Origin of the sequence: Vibrio sp. MM46 (assembly GCF_027587135.1) — a bacterium.
Lineage (GTDB): Bacteria > Pseudomonadota > Gammaproteobacteria > Enterobacterales > Vibrionaceae > Vibrio > Vibrio harveyi.
The window spans coordinates 283015-304884 of record NZ_JAPPTO010000002.1; the positions used below are offsets into that span (position 1 = coordinate 283015).

Below are 21870 nucleotides of genomic sequence, written 5' to 3' on the forward strand. Positions count from 1 at the left end.
TATGGATAGTCAGATGAACAGCAGATTATTTATAGGTAACGTCCGTCACCGTCGCTTTACGCCTATAAAGCATGAGTTGAATTACTCACTATTTATGCCAGCCATCGACGTGGACGAGCTCGAAGCGTTAGAGAAAAAAGTATGGGGCTTTGGTTCGCGATGGTGGCATTGGGCACGTTTTAAGCGCAGTGATTATATCGGTGGTAAAGGGTGCGTAAAATCTGCGGTTCAAGACAAACTGGAAGCGCTAGCTGGTGTTCGTTTGACCGGTAAAGTGATAGCGGTTTGTCACTTACGTTATCTAGGGCTCTATTTCAGTCCGGTCAATTTCTACTACGTTTATAACAAAGAAGGGGAATGGAAGTACCTTCTCGCAGAGGTGAGCAACACACCTTGGAATGAACGTCATTATTATGCGGTAGCAGCGGACGAGCAAGATGAAGAGTTTGGGTGGGAGCAGAACAAAGCATTTCATGTTTCTCCTTTCAACCCAATCGACCAACTGTACCGATGGAAAATCAAACCTTTAACAGACAAGCTGAATATTCATTTGGAATGCCATAAAGGCGAAAAACATTTTGATGCGACTATGGCTATGAAAGCCAAGCCCTTTTCAAGTAATGCCTTGTTGAAATGCTTGATCGTTACGCCGATTCAAACGGTAAAAGTAATGGTTGGTATTTATTGGCACGCACTGAAATTGTGGATTAAAGGCGCACCTTTTTACTCACATCCAAAATACGCTCAATCCAGTAAGGGCGAAGCAAACCATGTGGGTGAAGACAAGAAAAATAATAAGCATAAGGAGAACTCTGCATGTTAAATACAACTTCTATCGCAATGCCGCGTGAATTAACAACAACGCAAAAAGCGGCCCGTGGAGTTCTTTTCCAGTGTCTGCAAAAGATGGAGATTGGATGCTTGACGGTCATTGAGAGCTTCAAGACAGAAACGACTGAGCGTAGCGAACGTTTTTCAACACCCAATGGTGAGCATAACGGAGATCCCGTTGCTGCAACTATTGAAGTTAAGCATCCGGGGTTCTACTCCCGAATTCTACAGGGCGGCAGTATCGCTGCGGGTGAAGCCTATATGGATGGGTGGTGGGATAGTCCAGATCTGACAGCATTGATGAAGCTAATGGCGCTTAACATGCGAGCGCTGGATAAGCTTGAAGAGCAGGGCAGCTGGATAACGAGGCTGTTATATAAGGTGAGCCATTGGACAAATCGCAATTCGCAAGAAAACTCGCGCAAAAACATTCACGCTCATTACGATTTAGGCAACAATTTGTATGAAGCATTTCTTGATACGAATATGCTGTACTCGTCGGCCCTGTACAACCAAGTGGATGACTCATTAGAGCAGGCGCAAATCAATAAGATGGAACGCCTGTGTCAACAACTTGAGCTCAAATCTAGCGACCATGTCATTGAAATTGGTACCGGTTGGGGCGCAATGGCGATTTATATGGCTGAGCAGTATGGCTGTCGAGTGACCACGACAACCATTTCTGAAGAACAGTATGCCTACGCTGAACAGAAGATAAATGAGCGTGGTTTGACCGACAAAATCACCTTGCTCAAAGAAGATTACCGAAACTTAATGGGGTCTTATGACAAGCTTGTTTCTATTGAGATGATAGAAGCCGTGGGTAAGCAATTTTTACCTTCTTATATCAAGAAGTGTGAGTCCCTGCTAAAGCCGGGTGGTTTGATGGCTATCCAAGCGATTACTATTGCCGATCAGCGTTACGATTACTACAGCAACAATGTCGACTTCATTCAGAAGTACATATTCCCCGGCGGTTTTTTACCTTCGGTAACGTCACTCACCCAAGCAACAACTAAACACAGTGACCTGGTGACGCGAGACTTGTTTGATATTGGGTTGGATTACGCCAAGACGCTTAACGAATGGCACCACCGCTTTAATCAATCAGAGCATGACGTGCGTGCGTTTGGTTACGATGATCGCTTTGTACGTATGTGGCGATACTATCTAAGTTACTGTGAAGGTGGGTTTCTAGCTCGCACGATCAGTGCGGTTCATATGACGTTTCAGCGCCCGTAGTTCGTCATGAAAGTGTTTTTAGCGTCAACTTGGTTCCAACTATGCTGGTTTTTAGCTGTGCTTGGAACCTATCAGTGGCAGTCGCTGACCTTAATACTTACATTGCTGACCATAGTACATTGTTGGAGAGTGGAGCCCTCCGCTCTCAAACGTATCGCAATGGTTGTCTTTGTGGGTTTGGTGCTAGACACACTCAATAAGCAATTTTCTGTCTTTATATTTCCGACCACGTGGTTACCCTTATGGCTCACATGTTTGTGGGTTCTGTTCTCTTGGTACGCTTATCAACTTAAGTCAATTTTGTACCGTTTCCCCAAAATTTACGTATCAATAGTAGGTGGTCTCGGAGGCACAGCCAGCTACTTTGCCGGTTATAAGCTTGAGGCTGTCGAGTTTGGTTTCAGCGTTAGCGCGACACTAGCGATTTTGTTCGTTGAATGGTGTTTGATGATGCTATTGATACTCAAGGTGTACGGAAATGAAAAGTTGGAAGATAAATTGGAAACGGAAACTGACTAGCAGTGTAATTGTCGCCTCCCTATTCTGTGCGGTGCCTTTGCAAGCGCAAAGTGTGACGAGTACAAACGGAGTAACAAATAGCGATTGGCAGCAATGGCAAACTGTCGGCGAAGCGCAGCTCACTTGGTTCGTGTTTGATATCTATAAATCTCGCTTAAAAGCGCCTGAGGGCATATATATGGTGTCCGGTGATATTTCTCCCCATCCATTTGCTCTCGAGATTAACTATCAGCGCGATATCAGTAGAGACCAGCTACTTGATGTGACCGACGAACAATGGCAAAAGCTGGGTTTTACTCAGGCTTATCGCCAGCAGTGGATTTCTGAATTGAACACTATGTTTCCTGACATCAAGAAAGGCGATGAGCTTACCTACCTTACCGATGGTAAAAATGGTCAACTGATTTATCGTCAAGCAGGCAGTAAACCTTACCAGACGGTTGGTTATGTGAATGATGAGCGCCTCAATGATGCCTTTCTTTCAATTTGGTTATCACCACAGACGGAATTCCCCAAACTTCGTAAACAACTGATTGGGCAGGTGAGGCAGTGAAAATAATAAAACGAATGATCAAAACATCGGTTGTCGCTGCTGCAACGTTACTCGGCGCATGTTCGGCTGACATAGATAATTACCAGGCGTCCTCACCGGCTTTTGATCTATTTGGCTACTTTGAAGGCGATGTCAAAGCGTGGGGGATGGTTCAAGATTACACCGAGAAGCAAACTCGCCGCTTTGAAGTCGATATTGTTGGAACGGTTGAAGGCAATGAGTTAACGCTGGTGGAAGACTTTGTCTTTGACGATGGTGAACTTGACCAGCGAATCTGGGTCATTACCAAACTTGCAGACGGTACTTATCAGGGGAAAGCGGATGATATTATTGGTGTCGCTACGGGCAAAGAGGTAGGAAACGCTCTGCAATGGCAGTACGATTTTGAGCTAAAAATGGATGATTCAACTATCACGGTTTCATTTGATGACTGGCTCTACCGCCAAGACGAAATGCACGTGTTTAATCTCACTAAGATCAAGAAGTTTGGGATCGAAGTAGGGACGATTACTCTGTTTTTTCAGAGGCAATAAAATTGCTGGTAAGTCTGGTAATGCTGGTCTTCGAGATTCGAGATTCGAGATTCGAGATTCGAGAACGCTTCGCTTCATGAATAGAGCCTTATCCATTATTCCGAATCACTGCGCTGCATAGGGTGTAGTTCGTTCCCCCTAAAATAAAGAAAGGGTTGACGCTTTCACGTCAACCCTCTTTATCATTCGATTCTCTTACAGCTTGTCTGTCAACTCAATTGCTTGACCGATGTAGTTCGCTGGTGTCATCTCTTTAAGTCGCGCTTTCTCGTGCTCAGGAAGCTCAAGACCGTCGATGAAGTTACGCATTGCTTCACCATCTACACGCTTACCACGAGTCAGTTCTTTTAGTTTCTCGTAAGGCTTCTCGATGCCGTAACGACGCATTACTGTTTGTACTGGTTCTGCAAGTACTTCCCAGTTCTTGTCTAGTTCAGCAAGAAGTGCTTCGCGGTTTACTTCTAGCTTGCTGATGCCTTTAAGCGTAGAAGTGTAAGCGATAATTGCGTAGCCAACACCAACACCAAGGTTACGTAGAACTGTTGAGTCAGTTAGGTCACGTTGCCAACGAGAGATAGGTAGTTTCTGTGCTAGGTGACCGAATACAGCGTTCGCAAGACCTAGGTTACCTTCTGAGTTTTCAAAGTCGATTGGGTTAACTTTGTGAGGCATTGTTGAAGAGCCAATCTCACCAGCAATGGTTTTTTGCTTGAAGTGACCTAGTGCGATGTAACCCCAAACGTCACGGTCGAAGTCAATCAAGATAGTGTTGAAACGAGCGATAGCGTCGAACAGTTCAGCGATGTAATCGTGCGGTTCGATCTGAGTTGTGTAAGGGTTCCAAGTTACGCCTAGAGACTCTGTGATGAACTCTTCAGAGAACTTGTGCCAATCTAGCTCTGGGTAAGCAGAAAGGTGTGCGTTGTAGTTACCTACTGCACCGTTGATTTTCGCTAGGATCTCAACGTTTTCGATTTGCTTGAATTGACGCTCCATACGGTACGCCACGTTTGCCATTTCTTTACCCATTGTTGATGGAGAAGCTGGCTGACCGTGTGTACGAGATAGAAGAGGAATGTCGCGGTATTCCACTGCTAGCGCTTTGATAGCGTCGATTAGGTTACGGATTTCTGGAAGAATCACGTTCTCACGCGCTTCTTTAAGCATAAGAGCGTGTGAAGTGTTGTTGATGTCTTCAGAAGTACATGCAAAGTGGAAGAACTCGTTTACTGCGTGCAGTTCAGGAACGTCTGCTACTTTCTCTTTTAGGAAGTACTCAACCGCTTTAACGTCGTGGTTAGTTGTACGCTCGATCTCTTTGATTCGGCGTGCATCTTCTTCAGAGAAGTTTGCAGCAAGGTCGTCTAGGAATTGGTTTGCTTCTGCGCTAAACGCTGGCACTTCTGCAATTTCAGCAGTAGCAGCAAGCTTTTGTAGCCAGCGGATTTCAACGATAGTACGGTACTTTAGTAGACCGTATTCACTGAAAATTTCGCGTAACGCAATTGTCTTGCTTCCGTAACGGCCGTCTACTGGTGAAACAGCAGTCAATGCTGACAGTTCCATGATGTTCTCCTGAATTGGGTTTCTAAATTTCGTGAGCTTTATACCAATAACTGTGGCAATTGTCACGAATATTGCGCAAACGTTTGCGCGAGATTTGTTTTGGTCGAAAAAAATGAGCTCGCGATAAACGCGAGCTGCTTACTTGATACCTTATTACATTCGAGCAAGAAGGATTTGTGCTTGCTCGACCATTTTCTTGCGTCCGAAGATCAGGTGGCGACGTTTACCGCCAACTTGACGCCAGAGTACTGCGCTACGAATACCCGATAACAACAACGCACGAACTTTGTGCTGGTTAGCGGTTTGTTGCAGTACAGATGGAGTACCAGTTACTTGAATACGAGGACCAATAGGGCTGACTACATCCAAGTAAATGCTCGCTAGGTTGCTGATCATTTGATCATCTAGCAATTCAAAATGTTCCGTTTGACGCTGAGCCATTTGAATGCGGTCACCAAGTTGTGACATTGCATCGTTACGACTCGATAGCTTGCGCTCTAATGCCATTAGGCTGATGATGTAGCGAGTGACTTCACTTCCAGATGGGGTGCTATCAATCCCTTTCACCAAGCATTCAAGACCCAGCTTAAGGTCGGCTTCGCGACCGAAAACACCGATAGTGTTGGCTGGGCTAGTATTCAAAATGGCGTTAATTGACGTTTCAAAGGCATCTTGATCACAATGTCCGTCTCTCGCTACCTGTTGAACCAAAGCAACAGCTTGGCAGATACCTGCAAAAGCGATAGTACGGTCATAAAGTGTATTCGCCACGTAACGACTCCTAAGCTTGAGAATATTTAATGCGTTGCTCGATGATGCCGCCACCAAGGCACACGTCATCTTTATAGAACACGGCTGATTGACCTGGCGTTACAGCAATTTGTGGCTCGTCAAAGATCACTTTAATGTTTTCATCATCGATAGGGATGATTGTACAAGGAATATCTTCCTGACGGTAACGAGTTTTCACTGTGCACTTCATAACATCGCGAATTGGCTCACGATCTACCCAGTGAAGTTGTGATGCAAGTAGACCTTCTGATTTCAGCATTGGGTGGTCTTTACCTTGAACCGCAATCAAAACGTTACGTTCTAGATCTTTCTCACCAACAAACCATGGGTCTTCGTTACCGCCACCGCCTTTACGACCACCGATATGAAGACCTTTGCGTTGACCTAATGTGTGGTACATCAAACCTTGATGCTGACCGATCACTTCGCCTTCTGGCGTTTCGATATTACCCGGTTGAGCAGGAAGGTAACGACCTAGGAATTCCGTAAACTTACGTTCACCGATGAAACAGATACCGGTAGAATCTTTCTTCTTCGCTGTTATCAGGTCTTGCTCTTCTGCGATACGGCGCACTTCTGGCTTCTCTAAATCACCAACAGGGAATAGGCTACGTGCAATCTGCTCGTGGCTTAATGTGTATAGGAAGTAGCTCTGGTCTTTGTTGCCATCTAGACCACGTAGCATTTGTGGTTTTTCCTGTTCTTCACCAGGTAAAGCGTCTTCTGGGAAAGAGCGGCGCACATAGTGACCCATTGCGATGTAATCTGCATCAAGCACTTCATCCGCAAATTCTAGAAATGCTTTGAATTTGATTTCTTTGTTACAAAGAATGTCTGGGTTTGGTGTACGACCTGCTTTGTATTCCGCAAGGAAGTATTCAAATACATTATCCCAGTATTCAGCAGCAAAGTTGATAGTGTGTAGGTGGATGCCTAGCTTGTCACATACTGCCTGCGCATCAGCAAGATCTTCTGCTGCTGTACAATATTCTTCGTTGTCATCTTCTTCCCAGTTCTTCATGAACAGGCCTTCTACTTGGTAGCCTTGTTGCTTTAGAAGATACGCAGAAACAGATGAATCAACGCCGCCGGACATACCGACGATGACTTTCTTTTGGCTGTTATCAGACATTACTAAACACCACTAAAATTAACGGGACGCAGATTCTACCAGAATCCACTGACCGGTGACAGATCCGAGATCGAAATCACACTTCGATTTTGGCTTAAATTTATCCAAATGCGAACGTGAGTATTAAATTCGATAAGTATAGAAGGGTTATATATGGCATAGTTGGCAAAAATCCAAGAGGAAAAATCAAATGACTGAAGAAAACCAATTTATGCAAGAAGCTGAGTTGATTGAAATTGTTGAAAATCAACTTGAAGATGGTAATCCACTTAAGGTGAAAGAAACGCTGATGCGTCTAATGATGACAGGCACACCACGTGAAGATGCGGTGGCGATGATGGCGTGTGCTATGTCTATTGAGATTTTTGACGTAATGAAGAACGGTGGGGAGTTCGACCTTAAGCGTTACAGTGAACACCTCGAACAACTGCCAGATCTTGGTTTCATGGAAGGCGAATAGGGCGATTGAAAGAAAAAAGCGGACTGCAAACGTTTGCTATAATTGCCTTTATTGCTGCTTTAATGACGGCGGTATAGAATCCGTTCTCCTTTTCATCCCCTTACTCAGACTAACAATATGAAATTTCCTGGACAACGCAAATCGAAGCACTATTTTCCTGTTCATGCTCGTGACCCATTGGTGAGCCAAGCACAAGAAAGCAAAAAGATGACGCGCACTCACATCATCGGCATTGACCAAACGCTGGTTGATATTGAAGCGAAAGTTACAACGGATGTGATTGAAAAGTACGGTTTGAGTAAAGGACACTCGTTGGTAATTGATGACGCGACTGCAGAAGCGCTATACCAACAGCTAAAAGAAGAATGCTTAATTACCAATGAGTATGCTGGTGGCACAATTGGTAACACGCTACACAACTATTCTGTGTTAGCGGATGACCGTTCAACGCTTTTGGGTGTAATGAGTCAGGACATCAAAATTGGTAGCTACGGTTACCGCTACCTATGTAACACTTCTAGCCGTATGGACCTGAACTACCTACAAGGTGTTGAAGGTGCCATCGGTCGCTGTTTCGCTCTGATTACAGAAGATGGTGAACGTACTTTCGCAATCAGTGAAGGTCAAATGAACCAACTTCACCCAGACAACATCCCTGAGAAAATCTTCAAGAGCGCGTCTGCGTTAGTACTGACTGCTTACCTAGTTCGTTGTAAAGAAGGCGACCCAATGCCGGAAGCAACGATGCGTGCAATTGAATACGCGAAGAAACATGATGTTCCTGTGGTACTAACACTAGGAACTAAATTTGTTATTCAAGATGACCCAACATTCTGGCAAGAATTTATTCGTGACAATGTATCCGTTGTTGCAATGAATGAAGACGAAGCGGAAGCGCTAACGGGCGAATCTGATCCGCTAGCGGCGTCGGATAAGACGCTTGAGTGGGCTGACCTTGTGTTATGTACAGCAGGTCCTGTTGGTCTATTTATGGCGGGTTATACAGAAGAAAGCGCGAAGCGTGAAACGTCGTTGCCGCTGCTTCCTGGTTCTATTGCCGAATTCAACCGTTTTGAATTTAGCCGACCTGCAAAGAAAGACTCATGTGAAAATGCAATCAAAGTATATTCACATATCTCCCCATACATGGGTGGCCCAGAAAAAATTAAAAATACTAATGGCGCAGGTGATGCAGCATTGTCAGCAGTACTTCACGATATGGCTGCAAATAAATACCACAAAGAAAATGTGCCTAACTCTAGCAAGCACAGCAATGAGTATTTAACTTACTCTTCGTTCTCTCAAGTTTGTAAATACGCAAACCGCGCGAGTTACGAAGTGTTAGTGCAGCATTCACCACGTCTTTCTCGTGGTCTTCCTGAGCGCGAAGATAGTTTAGAAGAAGCATACTGGGAACGTTAATAGATTCTGTTGAATTAACCAACTTCTCACATACGCAAAAAATGGCGCATTCAAAATGCGCCATTTTTGTATCTATTTACAGACAAATAAAAAAGGCTCCCATAGGGAACCTTTTTAAAATTTCATAAATCTATTCTTAGATTAGGAAATCATCTAGAGATTTACCTGCATCTAGTTGCTCTTGGATTGCAGAAGGTGTACGACCTTGACCTGTCCAAGTTTTCTCTTCACCGCTTACGTCAGTGTATTTGTATTTAGCAGGGCGAGGAGCACGTTTAGTTTTTGCTTTAGTTTTTGTTTCACCAGCAAGTGCACTAATTAGCGCTTCAACATCGATACCGTCTTGAGCGATTTGCTCAGCGATAGCAGCCAGTTTAGCTTCTTGCTCAGCTTGTGCTGCGCGGTCTGCTTCTTCTGCTTCTTGACGCTCTTGAACAACGATAGTTAGTTTATCTAGAGCTTCTTCCAATTGTTCTAGAGTCAGCTCACGAGAAAATGCACGAAGGCTACGGATATTTAGAAGTGTTTTAGTCAGCTCTGACATGACGATTCCTATTAATAGGTTAAAAGATTCTACATCGCTTATCGATAAGATAAATTAAATGTGAATCTAGAAATAAACATAGAGTCCTTATATTTAACTTTATCTTTCTGATATGTGCAAATGCTAATTCATGATTTAGATTAAATTTCTTTAGTTTTTTCGGGTTCTAACAATATTAATTAATCAATTTGAAATTTAATTAGCCACTTCAGACAATTTTTACTTAATAGATACGGTCTTTTTCTCGATCGCTATCATGTTTATTTATAGCTTGAATTAAATTTCCCTTTTTCTGACAGAAAAGGATTAGATGGCAAATGCTATCACTGTCATATTTCATTCATTTATTGTTGCACGTAAAACTATGGCGTATTTAATAGTAGTAATAAAGTTTCATAATGGACAAGGTTGAAGTGATTGCAGTTGCGCAATGTATGATTTGGTCACATTTCATTTATAAATCGAAATCGCGATTATTTATTCATTTAATTTAGTTTGATGTGTTGCAATGGGAGGCTTCATAGGTACAATGACAACCACCTGATGCAATATTGCAGATAAATTGTTGTTAATTTGTACGATTAGCGGTTAATTGTTTGTTATTGCCGTAGAGGTGCAGTCTCGAAGAGTAGCTATTATTGGGGTGATGCCAATGAATAATAGTGGAAGGCGAAGATTGCCGAAGTAAGTGGGGCTATCGAAACCACTTGCTGGGGTTGTCTCTGAAAGGAACAACACTGCCATAGTATATTTACATTAAACTATGGAGCGCTACTGTAGGGTTGGGTGAAGTGTTCGCTTCCCTGTCGCTAAGTTCAACATGAGCACGTACCGTATGCTACGTGACTTGTCTGCAGTAGATCTCTAGCCAAACTTTGGTTTTTGAAGATCATGAATTTAATAGATTTTGCACATTCTCCTGTTTCGTTATTACCGCCTATTGTCGCGCTGACGCTGGCGATTCTAACTCGACGTGTTTTAGTTTCTCTTGGTGTTGGTATCGTGCTGGGTGCGGTACTTCTTAACGATTGGTCTATCGGTAATACGGTAGGTTATGTTAGTTCTCAAGTTTCTTCTGTCTTTATTGAAGACGGTGGTATCAATACTTGGAACATGAGTATTGTTGGCTTCCTTATTCTTTTAGGTATGACAACAGCGTTGTTAACACTTTCTGGTGGTACTCGTGCTTTCGCTGAATGGGCGCAAACACGTGTAAAAAGTAAACGTGGCTCTAAACTTCTTGCAGCTTTCCTTGGCGTATTCATTTTTGTCGACGATTACTTTAACAGTCTTGCTGTTGGTGCGATCTCTCGTCCAGTAACTGACCGCTTTTACGTCTCTCGCGCTAAGCTAGCGTACATCTTAGATTCCACAGCAGCACCTATGTGTGTGATCATGCCAGCATCAAGCTGGGGTGCATACATCATTACTATTATCGGTGGTATCTTGGTGTCACATGGCATCACAGAATATTCTGCACTAGGCGCTTATGTTCGCCTTATCCCAATGAACTTCTACGCTGTGTTTGCTCTGCTAATGGTATTCGCAGTGGCATGGTTTGGTTTGGATATTGGTAAGATGCGTGATCACGAAATCGCGGCGTCTCAAGGCCGTGGTTTCGATAAAGATAAAGAAAATGATACTCAAGAAGCGCATGAGCTAAATGAAGAGCTAGATATCCGTGAAAGTGAGAAGGGTAAGGTTTCTGACCTAGTTCTTCCAATCGTTACGCTTATTGTGGCAACGATTGCTTCAATGCTTTACACCGGTGGTCAAGCACTAGCAGCAGATGGCAAAGAATTTGCTTTGTTAGGTGCGTTTGAGAATACTGATGTTGGTACTTCTCTAATTTACGGTAGCTTACTTGGTCTTGCTGTCGCGCTATTTACGGTGCTGAAGCAAGGTCTACCAATGGTTGAGATTGCACGTACGCTTTGGATTGGTGCTAAATCAATGTTTGGTGCAATCCTAATCCTAGTGTTTGCTTGGACTATCGGTTCTGTTATCGGTGACATGAAGACAGGTTCTTACCTATCTACAATGGCACAAGGCAACATCAACCCACACTGGCTGCCAGTTATCCTATTCTTGCTGTCTGGTCTAATGGCGTTCTCGACAGGTACTTCATGGGGTACGTTCGGTATCATGCTACCAATCGCGGGCGATATGGCTGGCGCAACAGATGTAGCGCTTATGCTACCAATGCTAAGTGCGGTTCTTGCTGGTGCGGTATTCGGTGACCACTGTTCTCCAATCTCAGATACGACTATCTTGTCATCGACTGGTGCACGTTGTAACCATATCGATCACGTATCAACTCAGTTACCTTATGCATTATCAGTCGCGCTTGTTTCATGTGTAGGCTTTATTGCTCTTGGTATGACGGCTTCAATTGCGTTCTCTTTCATCGCAGCATCGATTACATTCGTTATCGTTTGTGCGATTTTGTCATGGCTTTCGAAGTCAAAAATGGCATCTTGTCAGAGTGCATAACTCTTTGAATTAAATGTTAAAATAACAGGAGGCTTCGGCCTCCTTTTTTATTTGTATTATACAATTCGTATTTTTTTAAAATTAAAGGTTGAAAAAAGTTAGCAGCTTAGTTAGTGTGGTTGTTAACGAAGCAACACAATCGAGCCTTAAATAAGTATGCGTAATTTTGTAATGAACATTCATCACCACCATCACCCAGTCTAGTCTTTCGGGAGATGCACGCATACCCGGGAGATAGGAAACTCCCGGAGGTGAAAATCAAAGTGAAAACAGATTTCAAACCCTCGGGAGACCAACATCTCTCGAGGGTTTTTTAGTTTTACTGGTTTATAAAATATTTTAATTACCGAATCTGGCACAGGGATAAAGCAATGCAAACACAACGCTTAAGAATTGCAATTCAGAAAAAAGGTCGTCTAAGCAAAGAGAGCCAAGCTCTACTTAAAAAATGTGGCGTGAAGTTCAATGTAATGGGTGAGCGCTTAGTTGTTCATTCTGAAAATATGCCAATTGATTTGCTTTTGGTTCGTGACGACGATATTCCAGGTCTAATTATGGATGGCGTGGTTGACTTGGGCTTTATTGGTGAAAACGAATTAGAAGAAGTTCGTCTTGATCGCAAAGCACTGGGTGAACCGTCTGAATTTGTTCAACTTCGTCGACTTGATTTCGGTGGTTGCCGTTTATCTATCGCGATTGATAAAGACGAAGAGTACAACGGTCCTCAAGACTTAGCTGGAAAACGTATCGCTACAACTTACCCGCAGCTGTTAAAAGCTTATATGGATGAAGCGGGTGTTCCATTCTCAACATGTATGTTGACAGGCTCAGTAGAAGTTGCTCCTCGCGCTGGTCTTGCTGATGCCATCGCTGACTTGGTCTCTACAGGTGCAACACTGGAAGCGAACGGTCTTAAAGAAGCTGAAATCATCTTCAAATCAAAAGCGACACTGATTCAACGTACTGGCGAATTCGATGCAGACAAAGTGGCGCTAATCGAAAAACTTCTTACCCGCATGCAAGGCGTACAGCAAGCGAAAGAGTCTAAGTACATCATGTTACACGCACCTGCAGAGAAGCTAGACCAAATCAAAGCTCTACTTCCTGGTGCTGAAGACCCAACGGTATTGCCTCTATCTGCTGACAAGCAAAAAGTTGCGGTTCACTTGGTAAGTACTGAAAACCTGTTCTGGGAAACCATGGAACAGCTAAAAGAACTGGGTGCCAGCTCAATTCTAGTACTACCAATTGAAAAAATGATGGAGTAATCGCAATGAGAACAGTCGTATGGCAATCGCTAAGTGAAACGCAGCAAGACTCAATCCTAGAACGTCCTGCAATTACAGAAGGTGCGAATATCACTGCCGCGGTTTCTGAAGTAATCGCAAAAGTTCGCAAAGAAGGCGATGCTGCATTATTGGAGCTAACTGAGAAGTTTGACCGAGTGCAGCCGGAATCTATCCGTGTATCAACTCAAGAAATCGATGAGGCATCTGCGCGTCTTTCTGAAAAAATGAAGAACGCACTGGAGCAAGCGTATGAAAACATTGCTAAGTTTCACAAAGCGCAGAAGCCGCAGCCAATCAAAGTAGAAACTCAACCGGGTGTAGTTTGTGAACAGGTAACGCGCCCAATTCAAAAAGTGGGTTTGTACATTCCCGGTGGCAGTGCGCCATTGCCATCGACTGTTTTGATGCTTGGGGTTCCTGCAAAAATTGCAGGCTGTCGTAAAGTGGTGCTTTGTTCTCCACCCCCAATTGCTGACGAGATCCTTTATGTAGCAAAACTGTGTGGCATTGATGAAGTGTACAATGTCGGCGGTGGTCAAGCCGTCGCAGCAATGGCTTACGGAACAGAAACCGTATCTAAAGTTGATAAGATCTTTGGTCCAGGTAACGCTTACGTGACAGAAGCAAAACGTCAGGTAAGTAATGATTTCCGTGGTGCGGCGATTGATATGCCAGCGGGCCCATCAGAAGTGCTAGTGATTGCTGATGAAACGGCAGACCCAGATTTCATTGCAGCGGATTTGTTAAGCCAAGCAGAGCACGGTCCTGACTCTCAAGTGGTTCTTGTGACTCCTTCTCCTGTGCTTGCAGATCAAGTGACGGATGCTGTTCAACGTCAGCTTAAAGAGTTGTCTCGTGCGGACATTGCCGAGCAAGCATTAGCTTCAAGTTTGATTATTATTGCTGAGTCTCTGACTCAATCGGTTTCAATCTCAAATTACTACGGTCCTGAGCACTTAATTGTTCAGACTAAGAACCCACGCGAGCTTCTGCCTCTATTAGACAACGCAGGCTCTATTTTTCTTGGTGATTGGTCGCCTGAATCAGCAGGTGACTACGCATCGGGTACTAACCACGTTCTTCCTACTTATGGTTACACACGTACTTATTCAAGCTTAGGCTTGGCGGACTTCTCTAAGCGTATGACGATTCAAGAGCTATCTGCTGATGGTCTAAAGAACCTTGCCCCTACAGTAGTCACTATGGCTGAAGCAGAAGGTTTAGATGCACACAAACGTGCGGTGACTATCCGTGTAGAAAAATTGGCAGCGAAGTAAGAGGATATTGAGATGGAAAAGCTAGCGCGTAAACAAGTCCAAAAACTTACCCCTTATTTATCGGCTCGCCGAATTGGCGGTACTGGTGACGTATGGCTAAATGCCAACGAATCACCATTTAACAATGAATACAAAACAGACTTTGCTCGTCTTAATCGTTACAGCGAATGCCAACCGAAAGAACTGATTTCCGCTTACGCGGCGTATGCGGGTGTGAAACCAGAACAAACGCTGACTTCTCGCGGTGCAGATGAAGGCATTGAGCTACTGATTCGTGCTTTCTGTGAGCCGGGTGAAGATGCGATTCTTTACTGTCCACCGACTTACGGTATGTACGCTATCAGTGCCGAAACCATCGGTGTTGAGCGCAAAACCGTACCACTGACGTCAGATTGGCAACTAGACCTTGCAGGCATCGAAGCCAATCTGGATAACGTGAAACTGGTTTTCGTATGTTCGCCAAACAACCCAACAGGTAACTTGGTTAAGCGTGAAGACATTGTGTCTCTGCTTGAGATGACAAAAGACCGAGCAATCGTTGTAATGGATGAAGCGTACATTGATTTTTGTCCAGAAGCGTCAACGGTAGATTTGCTGGCGCAATATCCGAACCTAGCAATTCTGCGTACTCTGTCGAAAGCTTTCGCGCTTGCTGGTCTGCGTTGTGGATTTACGCTTGCGAACGAAGAGCTGATTAATGTACTTCTTAAAGTTATCGCACCATATCCAGTACCGGTTCCAGTGGCAGAAATTGCTACTCAAGCGCTGTCTGAAGCAGGTCTAGCGCGAGCGAAGTTTCAAGTTCTCGACCTGAATGCAAACCGAGCTTACTTACAAGTTGGTTTGTCAATGATTCCGGGATTGGAAGTCTTTGAAGGATGGGGAAATTACCTATTGGTGAAGTTCCCAGATGGTGATGATCTTTTCAAAGCCGCTTGGGATACGGGCATTATTTTACGTAACTCACCAATCGAGAACTGTGTACGTATCAGTGTGGGTAACCGCGACGAGTGCGAAAAAACACTCGGATTTATCAGAAACTACTACTCATAAGTAGAAAAAGTATTTATCGCTCTCGCTCAATAGCGGGAGCGCCAAAAAGATATAGCAATAAGGAAGTTCGAGTGAGCAAACAACAAAAAATCCTTTTTATCGACCGTGATGGCACCTTAATTGTTGAGCCGCCGGTTGATTTTCAAGTAGATCGTTTAGATAAGCTAAAACTAGAGCCATTTGTTATCCCAAGCCTGTTGTCGTTGCAGGATGCCGGATACCGCCTAGTGATGGTAACGAACCAAGATGGTCTAGGTACCGACAGCTACCCACGAGAAGATTTCGATGCACCACACAACATGATGATGGAGATCTTTGAGTCTCAAGGTGTGAAGTTTGATGACGTGCTGATTTGTCCTCACTTTGATGAAGATAACTGCTCTTGCCGTAAGCCTAAATTGGGCTTGGTAAAAGAGTATCTACAAGGTGGCAAAGTTGATTTTCAAAACTCTGTTGTGATTGGTGATCGTCAAACCGATCTTCAACTTGCAGAAAATATGGCAATTCGTGGTATTCAATACAACCCAGAAACCATGGGTTGGAAACAGATCCTGAAAGATCTGACGGTGAAAGCTCGTGTTGCTGAAGTGATTCGTACCACGAAAGAAACGGACATCAAAGTTGCGGTTAATCTTGATGAGCAAGGCGGTAATGACATCTCAACGGGTCTTGGTTTCTTCGACCACATGTTGGATCAAATTGCGACGCACGGTGGATTCCAAATGGTGTGCAAAGTGGAAGGAGACCTTCACATCGATGATCACCACACAGTAGAAGATACCGCTCTTGCCTTGGGTCAGGCGTTGAAAGAAGCGCTGGGTGACAAGCGTGGTATTGGTCGCTTTGGTTTCAGCCTGCCAATGGATGAGTGTTTAGCACAATGTGCGCTAGACCTATCAGGTCGTCCCTACCTTAAGTTCGACGCGCAGTTTAGCCGTGAGCAAGTGGGTGATCTTTCAACAGAGATGGTGGTTCACTTCTTCCGTTCTCTGACTGACACCCTAGCGTGTACGCTGCACCTGTCTTCTGCGGGCAATAATGACCACCACATCATTGAAAGCTTGTTTAAAGCGTTTGGTCGTACTTTACGTCAAGCAATCAAAGTAGAAGGCACTGAGCTACCAAGTAGTAAAGGCGTGCTTTAAGGCTCACGTTAGCAAGGAGAAAAACAGTGACAGAACAGAAAGTTGTCATTATCGATACTGGCTGTGCCAACGTTTCTTCGGTGAAGTTTGCCATTGAACGCCTAGGTTATGACGTAACTATTTCAAAAGATCCACAAGTTGTATTGGCAGCTGACAAGTTATTTCTACCGGGAGTGGGGACTGCCAGTGAAGCGATGAAGAACCTAGAAGAGCGCGATCTTATCAGCTTGGTAAAACAGGTAGAAAAGCCTTTGCTAGGTATCTGTTTAGGCATGCAACTATTGGGCAAAGTGTCTCAAGAGAAAGGGCAGAAAGCAGATGAGTTGGTTGAGTGTCTTGGACTTTGTGATGGCGAAGTGAAGTTGCTACAAACCGGCGATTTACCGCTGCCGCATATGGGGTGGAACACAGTGTCTGCAAAAGCAGGTAACCCATTGTTCAAAGGCATTGAAGAAGGTGAGTACTTCTACTTTGTACACAGCTTTGCAATGCCTGTCGGGGAGTACACGATTGCTGAGTGTGAATACGGCAACCCGTTCACAGCAGCAGTACAAAGCGGTAACTACTACGGTGTGCAATTCCACCCTGAGCGTTCTTCAAAAGCGGGCGCGAAGCTTATTCAAAACTTCTTAGAATTATAAAAGGGATTTAGTGTGATTATTCCAGCTCTTGATTTAATTGAAGGACAGGTGGTTCGCCTTTATCAAGGTGATTACGGTCAAGTTACCGAGTACAAAGTCGATCCAGCAAAGCAGTTTAATTTGTACCACCAAGCGGGTGCTAACTGGCTACACTTAGTGGATTTAACTGGCGCGAAAGACACGACAGCACGTCAACTTGATTTGATTGCAAAGCTATTAGCAAGTACGCCAGCGAACATCCAAATTGGTGGTGGAGTGCGTACAGAGCAGGACGTGATTGATCTGTTAGAAGCCGGTGCGCAGCGCGTTGTCGTTGGTTCTACAGCGGTAAAACAGCCAGAGCTTGTGAAAGGTTGGATGGAAAAATACGGTGCAGAGAAAATTGTTCTCGCGCTAGACATCAACATCGATCAAGACGGCACGCGTAAGGTAGCGATCTCTGGTTGGCAAGAAGATTCAGGCGTGACTATCGAAGCATTGATCAACGATTATCTGACGGTAGGTCTACAGCATGTGCTTTGCACGGACATTTCTCGTGACGGTACGCTAGAAGGTTCAAACGTTGAGCTTTACGTCGACTTATGTAAACAGTACCCGCAAGTGCAGTTCCAATCTTCAGGTGGCATCGGTTCATTAGCGGATATCGAAGCACTAAAAGGCAGCGGTGTTGCTGGCGTGATTGTTGGTCGTGCATTGTTAGATGGTAAGTTCACAGCAGAGGAGGCGTTTGCATGTTGGCAAAGCGAATAATTCCATGTCTTGATGTTCGTGATGGACAAGTGGTGAAGGGCGTCCAGTTTCGCAACCACGAAATTATTGGTGACATCGTTCCTCTAGCGCAGCGTTATGCTGAAGAAGGCGCTGACGAGCTTGTGTTCTACGATATTACCGCTTCAAGTGATGGTCGTGTCGTCGATAAAAGTTGGGTCGCTCGCGTTGCAGAAGTGATTGATATCCCGTTCTGTGTGGCTGGTGGTATTAAATCAGCAGAAGACGCGGCGCGCATTCTTGAGTTTGGTGCAGATAAGGTATCTATTAACTCTCCTGCCTTGGCTAACCCTCAGTTAATTACTGACCTTGCTGATAAGTTTGGTGTGCAATGTATCGTCGTTGGTATCGATTCATACTACGACAAAGAGACGGGCAAGTATCAGGTTTACCAGTTTACTGGTGATGAAGAACGCACCAAAGCGACCCAATGGGAAACGCGTGATTGGGTGCAAGAAGTACAAAAGCGCGGCGCTGGTGAAATCGTGCTGAACATGATGAACCAAGACGGTGTACGTAACGGCTACGACATCGAACAACTGAATATGGTGCGTGAAGTGTGTAACGTGCCATTGATTGCATCGGGCGGTGCAGGTGCCATGGAGCATTTCGCAGAAGCCTACCAAAAAGCAAATGTGGATGGCGCGCTTGCCGCATCGGTATTCCACAAGCAAGTCATCAATATTGGTGAACTAAAGCAGTATTTGAAACAACAAGGCATTGAGGTACGACTATGAGTGTGAAAGCCGCCGAAGTAAGTTCGCTAGCTGAGCGAATCAACTGGGAAAAGGTGGATGGTCTGGTACCTGCCATCGTACAAGATTTCCAATCAAGCCAAGTGCTGATGATGGGTTACATGAACCAAGATGCGTTGGCAAAAACGGGCGAAACAGGTCAAGTGACGTTTTTCTCTCGTACCAAGCAACGTCTTTGGACGAAAGGTGAGACCTCTGGCAACGTATTGCAATTGGTGAACATTCAGCTCGATTGCGACAACGATACGCTACTGGTGAAAGTGAATCCCATTGGTCCTACGTGTCACTTGGGTAACACAACTTGCTGGGATGTGGACCCTCAAGAGGAGTCACAAATGGTGTGGCTTCATCAACTTGAGCAGCTATTGGCTGCCCGCAAGAGTGCCGACCCAGATTCCTCTTATACTGCCAGTCTTTATGCCCGTGGCACCAAGCGTATTTCGCAAAAAGTGGGCGAAGAAGGCGTTGAAGTCGCGCTTGCGGCGACGTCGGGCGATAAGGCGGAGTTAGTGTGTGAATCAGCAGACTTGATTTACCACTTGCTGGTATTGCTTCAGGACCAAGGTCTATCGATGAATGACGTGGTGAATAAACTGAAAGAGCGTCATAAATAAGCCTGCTATAGATAAATGAAAGCCCCTATGACTCGGGAGTCTAGGGGCTTTTTTAATTTAGTGTTCTTGGTTCGGGGTAAACCTCGGCGACAGTGCGAGTGGCGATTGGATTCTGAATCACGCTCGTCCCTCGTTGTTCAGAATGACGGTATATTTTCTAATGGTGCTTGCAGTAGAGTTATCTACTTCAAACAGGTACATATATTCACGTCATTTCGACAAGCCTAAGCGATGTCAAGAATCCAATTAAATCGAGTTTAATAAGCTAGGTATGGATGCTTTACCCACAACACTTCTTAAATTTCTTACCACTTCCACAGATACACGGGTCATTGCGACCTACTTTTAGGCTACTTACTGGCTGGCTTAAGCGTGGATCTTGCTCTAGTTCGTCTTCTGGCTCTTCAGGAAATGTGCCGTCAATGTAGTACCAAAGTCCTTCTTCTTTTACAAAGCGAGAACGCTCTGTCATGCAGTAGCGTTTGCCGTCTTCATTAAAGTACGCATTGAACTCAACAAAACCTTCATTCTTGTTGCTACCCGCTTCAGTTTTGACTACCTCAAGCTTGCACCAATCGCTATCGATGGACTGGGCAATGCCTTCACGTTGTTCTTCTGCGTTACAGCTTGGGTGATATGTTTTTACCACGTAATCCACTAGACCCAACACATGTGCACTATAGCGAGAACGCATCAACTGCTCTGGAGTGATGACGTCAGCATGGTTATTGTGGGCGATTTCACAACACTGTGAGTAGGTGCGGTTAGACCCGCAAGGACAAGAAGAAGCCATAAAATGAAATCTCGATTAATTAAGCGGTAAAACAAACAACCTTTTACACCCAACTTATTCTCGCTGAACGTAGCATCGCGAGGTTACTTGGGCATATCAGTGAGGCTGGAGGTATTCTTTTGGGGCATTATAGCGATTTAGGGCGTTTGAGACAGCAGTTCTTGGGCCCACGCAGTGGATTGACTGAACGCCTTCGCTAATTGTGGTTCATTCAGTTTGAGCGCGTTACAGTACTTTTCCGTCGTTTCCCAATCGGCTTTCTCGTAAGCAATGATCATTGAAAGTAGGTAGCCTAATACACCTTTTCGACTGGTGAGTGCTTGTTTGATTTCCTCATCGACTGGAATGTCGCTGATTACATCGGATAGTGGCTGATCGAGTAGTGAGTCCAGCAGTGAAAACATACCTGTCAGGAATGCTTGCCCCGGATCATACTTGGTTTTCATCTGGCTCAACAAAATCTCACACATACGTGCGCGTTGAATCGCTAACGAATAGAGAGAGTCAGGTTTATCCTCGTGCACAGAGGCAATCGCCACAAGAGAAATAAAGCGTCTTAAGCGCTCTTCACCAAGGTAAACCAGAGCTTGACGGAAAGACTTAATCTTAGTTGTGAGCGTGTAACCTGAGTTTACGTAAGTCAACAGCTTATAAGACAAAGTCACATCAATAGAAAACAGACGTTCTACCTCATTGAAATCGATAGGTTTATCTGCAATTTCTTTGCACAGTTGTATAACCGTCAAAAACGCTGGGTTGAGGCGTTTCTTCTGAATCATCTCTGGCTTACTGAAAAAGTATCCTTGGAAGTAGTTAAAACCAGCATCCATCGCTTGCTCAAACTCTTCATAGGTTTCGACTTTTTCTGCTAAGAAGTCGATACCAAAATGTCCGAGAGAACGAATATAGATTGCAGCTTTGTCTATAGGCACCAAACGGATATCAAACTTAATGATAGCGACGTATGGTAAGAAGCGCTTCCAAGCCTTGGTCGGAACGAAGTCATCTAATGCGACACGATAACCAGATGCGTGCAGATGTTTAATCGCATGAAGTAGCTCATCTGTCGGTTCGCAATCTTCCAGCACCTCTACAACTAACGACTCATTAGGAAATAGAGTAGGAACTAGGTTGACTAAGCTTTGGTATGGAAAATTAACAAAGCCAAGTTTATCACCTAGTGTGCTGTAGTGAGTCGTCAAGAAGTGATCAGATAAAAGTCGGCTAGTCGCCATCTCTGGTTCTACTTCTGGAAAGGTGTTTTTCGGACCGTCACGAAAGAGAAGCTCGTACCCAATGGTACGCTTTTCTCTGTCTAGTATCGGTTGACGAGCTACGTATGAATACTTCAATGCGGTACTTTGTTCTGTTTAACTTAGTATTACGATGATAGCGATTTTTTGTAAAATTTCTATGCTTTACGCGTCAATCTTCTACACGCTCGACAA

Annotated in this window: 22 protein-coding genes, 1 riboswitch and 1 other annotated feature; of the genes, 16 read left to right on the top strand and 6 right to left on the bottom strand. The window is 44.5% G+C overall.

Going from position 1 to position 21870, the window contains the following annotated elements; translation table 11 throughout:
• The first annotated feature begins 1 nt into the window (after window position 1).
• From OH459_RS03250 to OH459_RS03270, 5 genes are read left to right on the top strand one after another with little or no spacing between them, the layout of a single operon-like run.
• On the top strand, window positions 2–823 hold the full coding sequence (locus OH459_RS03250) for a DUF1365 domain-containing protein (protein WP_005450784.1): 822 nt from the start codon (window positions 2–4) through the stop codon (window positions 821–823).
• On the top strand, window positions 817–2073 hold the full coding sequence (locus OH459_RS03255; RefSeq protein ID WP_101904970.1) for an SAM-dependent methyltransferase: 1257 nt from the start codon (window positions 817–819) through the stop codon (window positions 2071–2073). The genes OH459_RS03250 and OH459_RS03255 overlap by 7 nt, the downstream gene beginning before the upstream one ends.
• A gap of 6 nt (window positions 2074–2079) precedes the next feature.
• Window positions 2080–2592: a DUF2878 domain-containing protein gene (locus OH459_RS03260; RefSeq protein ID WP_005450782.1), complete on the top strand. Its 513-nt coding sequence runs from the start codon at window positions 2080–2082 to the stop codon at window positions 2590–2592.
• On the top strand, window positions 2552–3145 hold the full coding sequence (locus OH459_RS03265; RefSeq protein WP_017188200.1) for a chalcone isomerase family protein: 594 nt from the start codon (window positions 2552–2554) through the stop codon (window positions 3143–3145). The genes OH459_RS03260 and OH459_RS03265 overlap by 41 nt, the downstream gene beginning before the upstream one ends.
• 14 nt (window positions 3146–3159) lie before the next feature.
• Window positions 3160–3678 (top strand): DUF3833 domain-containing protein, encoded by a 519-nt coding sequence (locus OH459_RS03270; protein ID WP_005450780.1) that lies wholly within the window; start codon window positions 3160–3162, stop codon window positions 3676–3678.
• A 195-nt stretch (window positions 3679–3873) separates the two neighbouring features.
• On the opposite strand, the gene purB is transcribed toward OH459_RS03270, so the two are convergent.
• The 3 genes from purB to mnmA form a co-directional block, all read right to left on the bottom strand.
• Window positions 3874–5244, bottom strand: a complete 1371-nt coding sequence (gene purB / locus OH459_RS03275) for an adenylosuccinate lyase (RefSeq protein WP_005378198.1) — start codon at window positions 5242–5244, stop codon at window positions 3874–3876.
• Window positions 5245–5397: 153 nt separating this feature from the next.
• Window positions 5398–6015 (bottom strand): high frequency lysogenization protein HflD, encoded by a 618-nt coding sequence (hflD, locus tag OH459_RS03280; RefSeq protein ID WP_017819156.1) that lies wholly within the window; start codon window positions 6013–6015, stop codon window positions 5398–5400.
• 10 nt (window positions 6016–6025) lie between these two features.
• Complete coding sequence (gene mnmA / locus OH459_RS03285; RefSeq protein ID WP_005450776.1) at window positions 6026–7168, bottom strand: tRNA 2-thiouridine(34) synthase MnmA; 1143 nt, start codon at window positions 7166–7168, stop codon at window positions 6026–6028.
• 190 nt (window positions 7169–7358) lie between these two features.
• On the opposite strand from mnmA, the gene OH459_RS03290 reads away from it, so the two are divergent.
• Together OH459_RS03290 and OH459_RS03295 are read left to right on the top strand one after the other, a co-directional pair.
• On the top strand, window positions 7359–7628 hold the full coding sequence (locus tag OH459_RS03290) for a hypothetical protein (RefSeq protein WP_005450775.1): 270 nt from the start codon (window positions 7359–7361) through the stop codon (window positions 7626–7628).
• Between the two features lie 117 nt (window positions 7629–7745).
• Entirely contained in the window at window positions 7746–9050 is a 1305-nt protein-coding gene (locus OH459_RS03295) for an inosine/guanosine kinase (protein ID WP_005450773.1), read from the top strand.
• A gap of 136 nt (window positions 9051–9186) precedes the next feature.
• Here the strand turns inward: OH459_RS03295 and OH459_RS03300 are convergent, their stop codons facing one another.
• On the bottom strand, window positions 9187–9594 hold the full coding sequence (locus tag OH459_RS03300) for an H-NS family histone-like protein (RefSeq protein WP_005450770.1): 408 nt from the start codon (window positions 9592–9594) through the stop codon (window positions 9187–9189).
• A 600-nt stretch (window positions 9595–10194) separates the two neighbouring features.
• Window positions 10195–10376, top strand: a riboswitch (Lysine riboswitch).
• Window positions 10377–10485: 109 nt separating this feature from the next.
• Between OH459_RS03300 and tet(35) the strand changes: the two genes are divergently transcribed.
• The 9 genes from tet(35) to hisIE all read left to right on the top strand — a co-directional run bounded on the left by tet(35) (window position 10486) and on the right by hisIE (window position 19629).
• Window positions 10486–12087 (top strand): tetracycline efflux Na+/H+ antiporter family transporter Tet(35), encoded by a 1602-nt coding sequence (gene tet(35) / locus OH459_RS03305; RefSeq protein ID WP_038897437.1) that lies wholly within the window; start codon window positions 10486–10488, stop codon window positions 12085–12087.
• Window positions 12088–12266: 179 nt separating this feature from the next.
• Window positions 12267–12405: a sequence feature (His leader region), on the top strand.
• 53 nt (window positions 12406–12458) lie between these two features.
• On the top strand, window positions 12459–13355 hold the full coding sequence (hisG, locus tag OH459_RS03310; protein ID WP_005450765.1) for an ATP phosphoribosyltransferase: 897 nt from the start codon (window positions 12459–12461) through the stop codon (window positions 13353–13355).
• Between the two features lie 5 nt (window positions 13356–13360).
• Entirely contained in the window at window positions 13361–14653 is a 1293-nt protein-coding gene (gene hisD, locus OH459_RS03315) for a histidinol dehydrogenase (protein ID WP_009699819.1), read from the top strand.
• A gap of 12 nt (window positions 14654–14665) precedes the next feature.
• Window positions 14666–15706, top strand: a complete 1041-nt coding sequence (gene hisC / locus OH459_RS03320) for a histidinol-phosphate transaminase (protein WP_017188198.1) — start codon at window positions 14666–14668, stop codon at window positions 15704–15706.
• 71 nt (window positions 15707–15777) lie between these two features.
• Window positions 15778–16851, top strand: a complete 1074-nt coding sequence (gene hisB / locus OH459_RS03325; protein ID WP_269985511.1) for a bifunctional histidinol-phosphatase/imidazoleglycerol-phosphate dehydratase HisB — start codon at window positions 15778–15780, stop codon at window positions 16849–16851.
• Between the two features lie 26 nt (window positions 16852–16877).
• Window positions 16878–17492 (top strand): imidazole glycerol phosphate synthase subunit HisH, encoded by a 615-nt coding sequence (hisH, locus tag OH459_RS03330; RefSeq protein ID WP_017819522.1) that lies wholly within the window; start codon window positions 16878–16880, stop codon window positions 17490–17492.
• Between the two features lie 12 nt (window positions 17493–17504).
• Entirely contained in the window at window positions 17505–18242 is a 738-nt protein-coding gene (gene hisA, locus OH459_RS03335; RefSeq protein WP_050907664.1) for a 1-(5-phosphoribosyl)-5-[(5-phosphoribosylamino)methylideneamino]imidazole-4-carboxamide isomerase, read from the top strand.
• Entirely contained in the window at window positions 18224–18997 is a 774-nt protein-coding gene (gene hisF, locus OH459_RS03340; protein ID WP_004749837.1) for an imidazole glycerol phosphate synthase subunit HisF, read from the top strand. The genes hisA and hisF overlap by 19 nt, the downstream gene beginning before the upstream one ends.
• On the top strand, window positions 18994–19629 hold the full coding sequence (gene hisIE, locus OH459_RS03345) for a bifunctional phosphoribosyl-AMP cyclohydrolase/phosphoribosyl-ATP diphosphatase HisIE (protein ID WP_005450749.1): 636 nt from the start codon (window positions 18994–18996) through the stop codon (window positions 19627–19629). The genes hisF and hisIE overlap by 4 nt, the downstream gene beginning before the upstream one ends.
• Window positions 19630–19909: 280 nt before the next feature.
• On the opposite strand, the gene OH459_RS03350 is transcribed toward hisIE, so the two are convergent.
• Together OH459_RS03350 and OH459_RS03355 are read right to left on the bottom strand one after the other, a co-directional pair.
• Window positions 19910–20422, bottom strand: coding sequence for a YchJ family protein (locus tag OH459_RS03350; RefSeq protein ID WP_050907663.1), 513 nt, complete (start codon window positions 20420–20422; stop codon window positions 19910–19912).
• Window positions 20423–20559: 137 nt separating this feature from the next.
• Entirely contained in the window at window positions 20560–21774 is a 1215-nt protein-coding gene (locus OH459_RS03355; protein ID WP_009698175.1) for an EAL and HDOD domain-containing protein, read from the bottom strand.
• Between the last annotated feature and the right edge of the window lie 96 nt (window positions 21775–21870).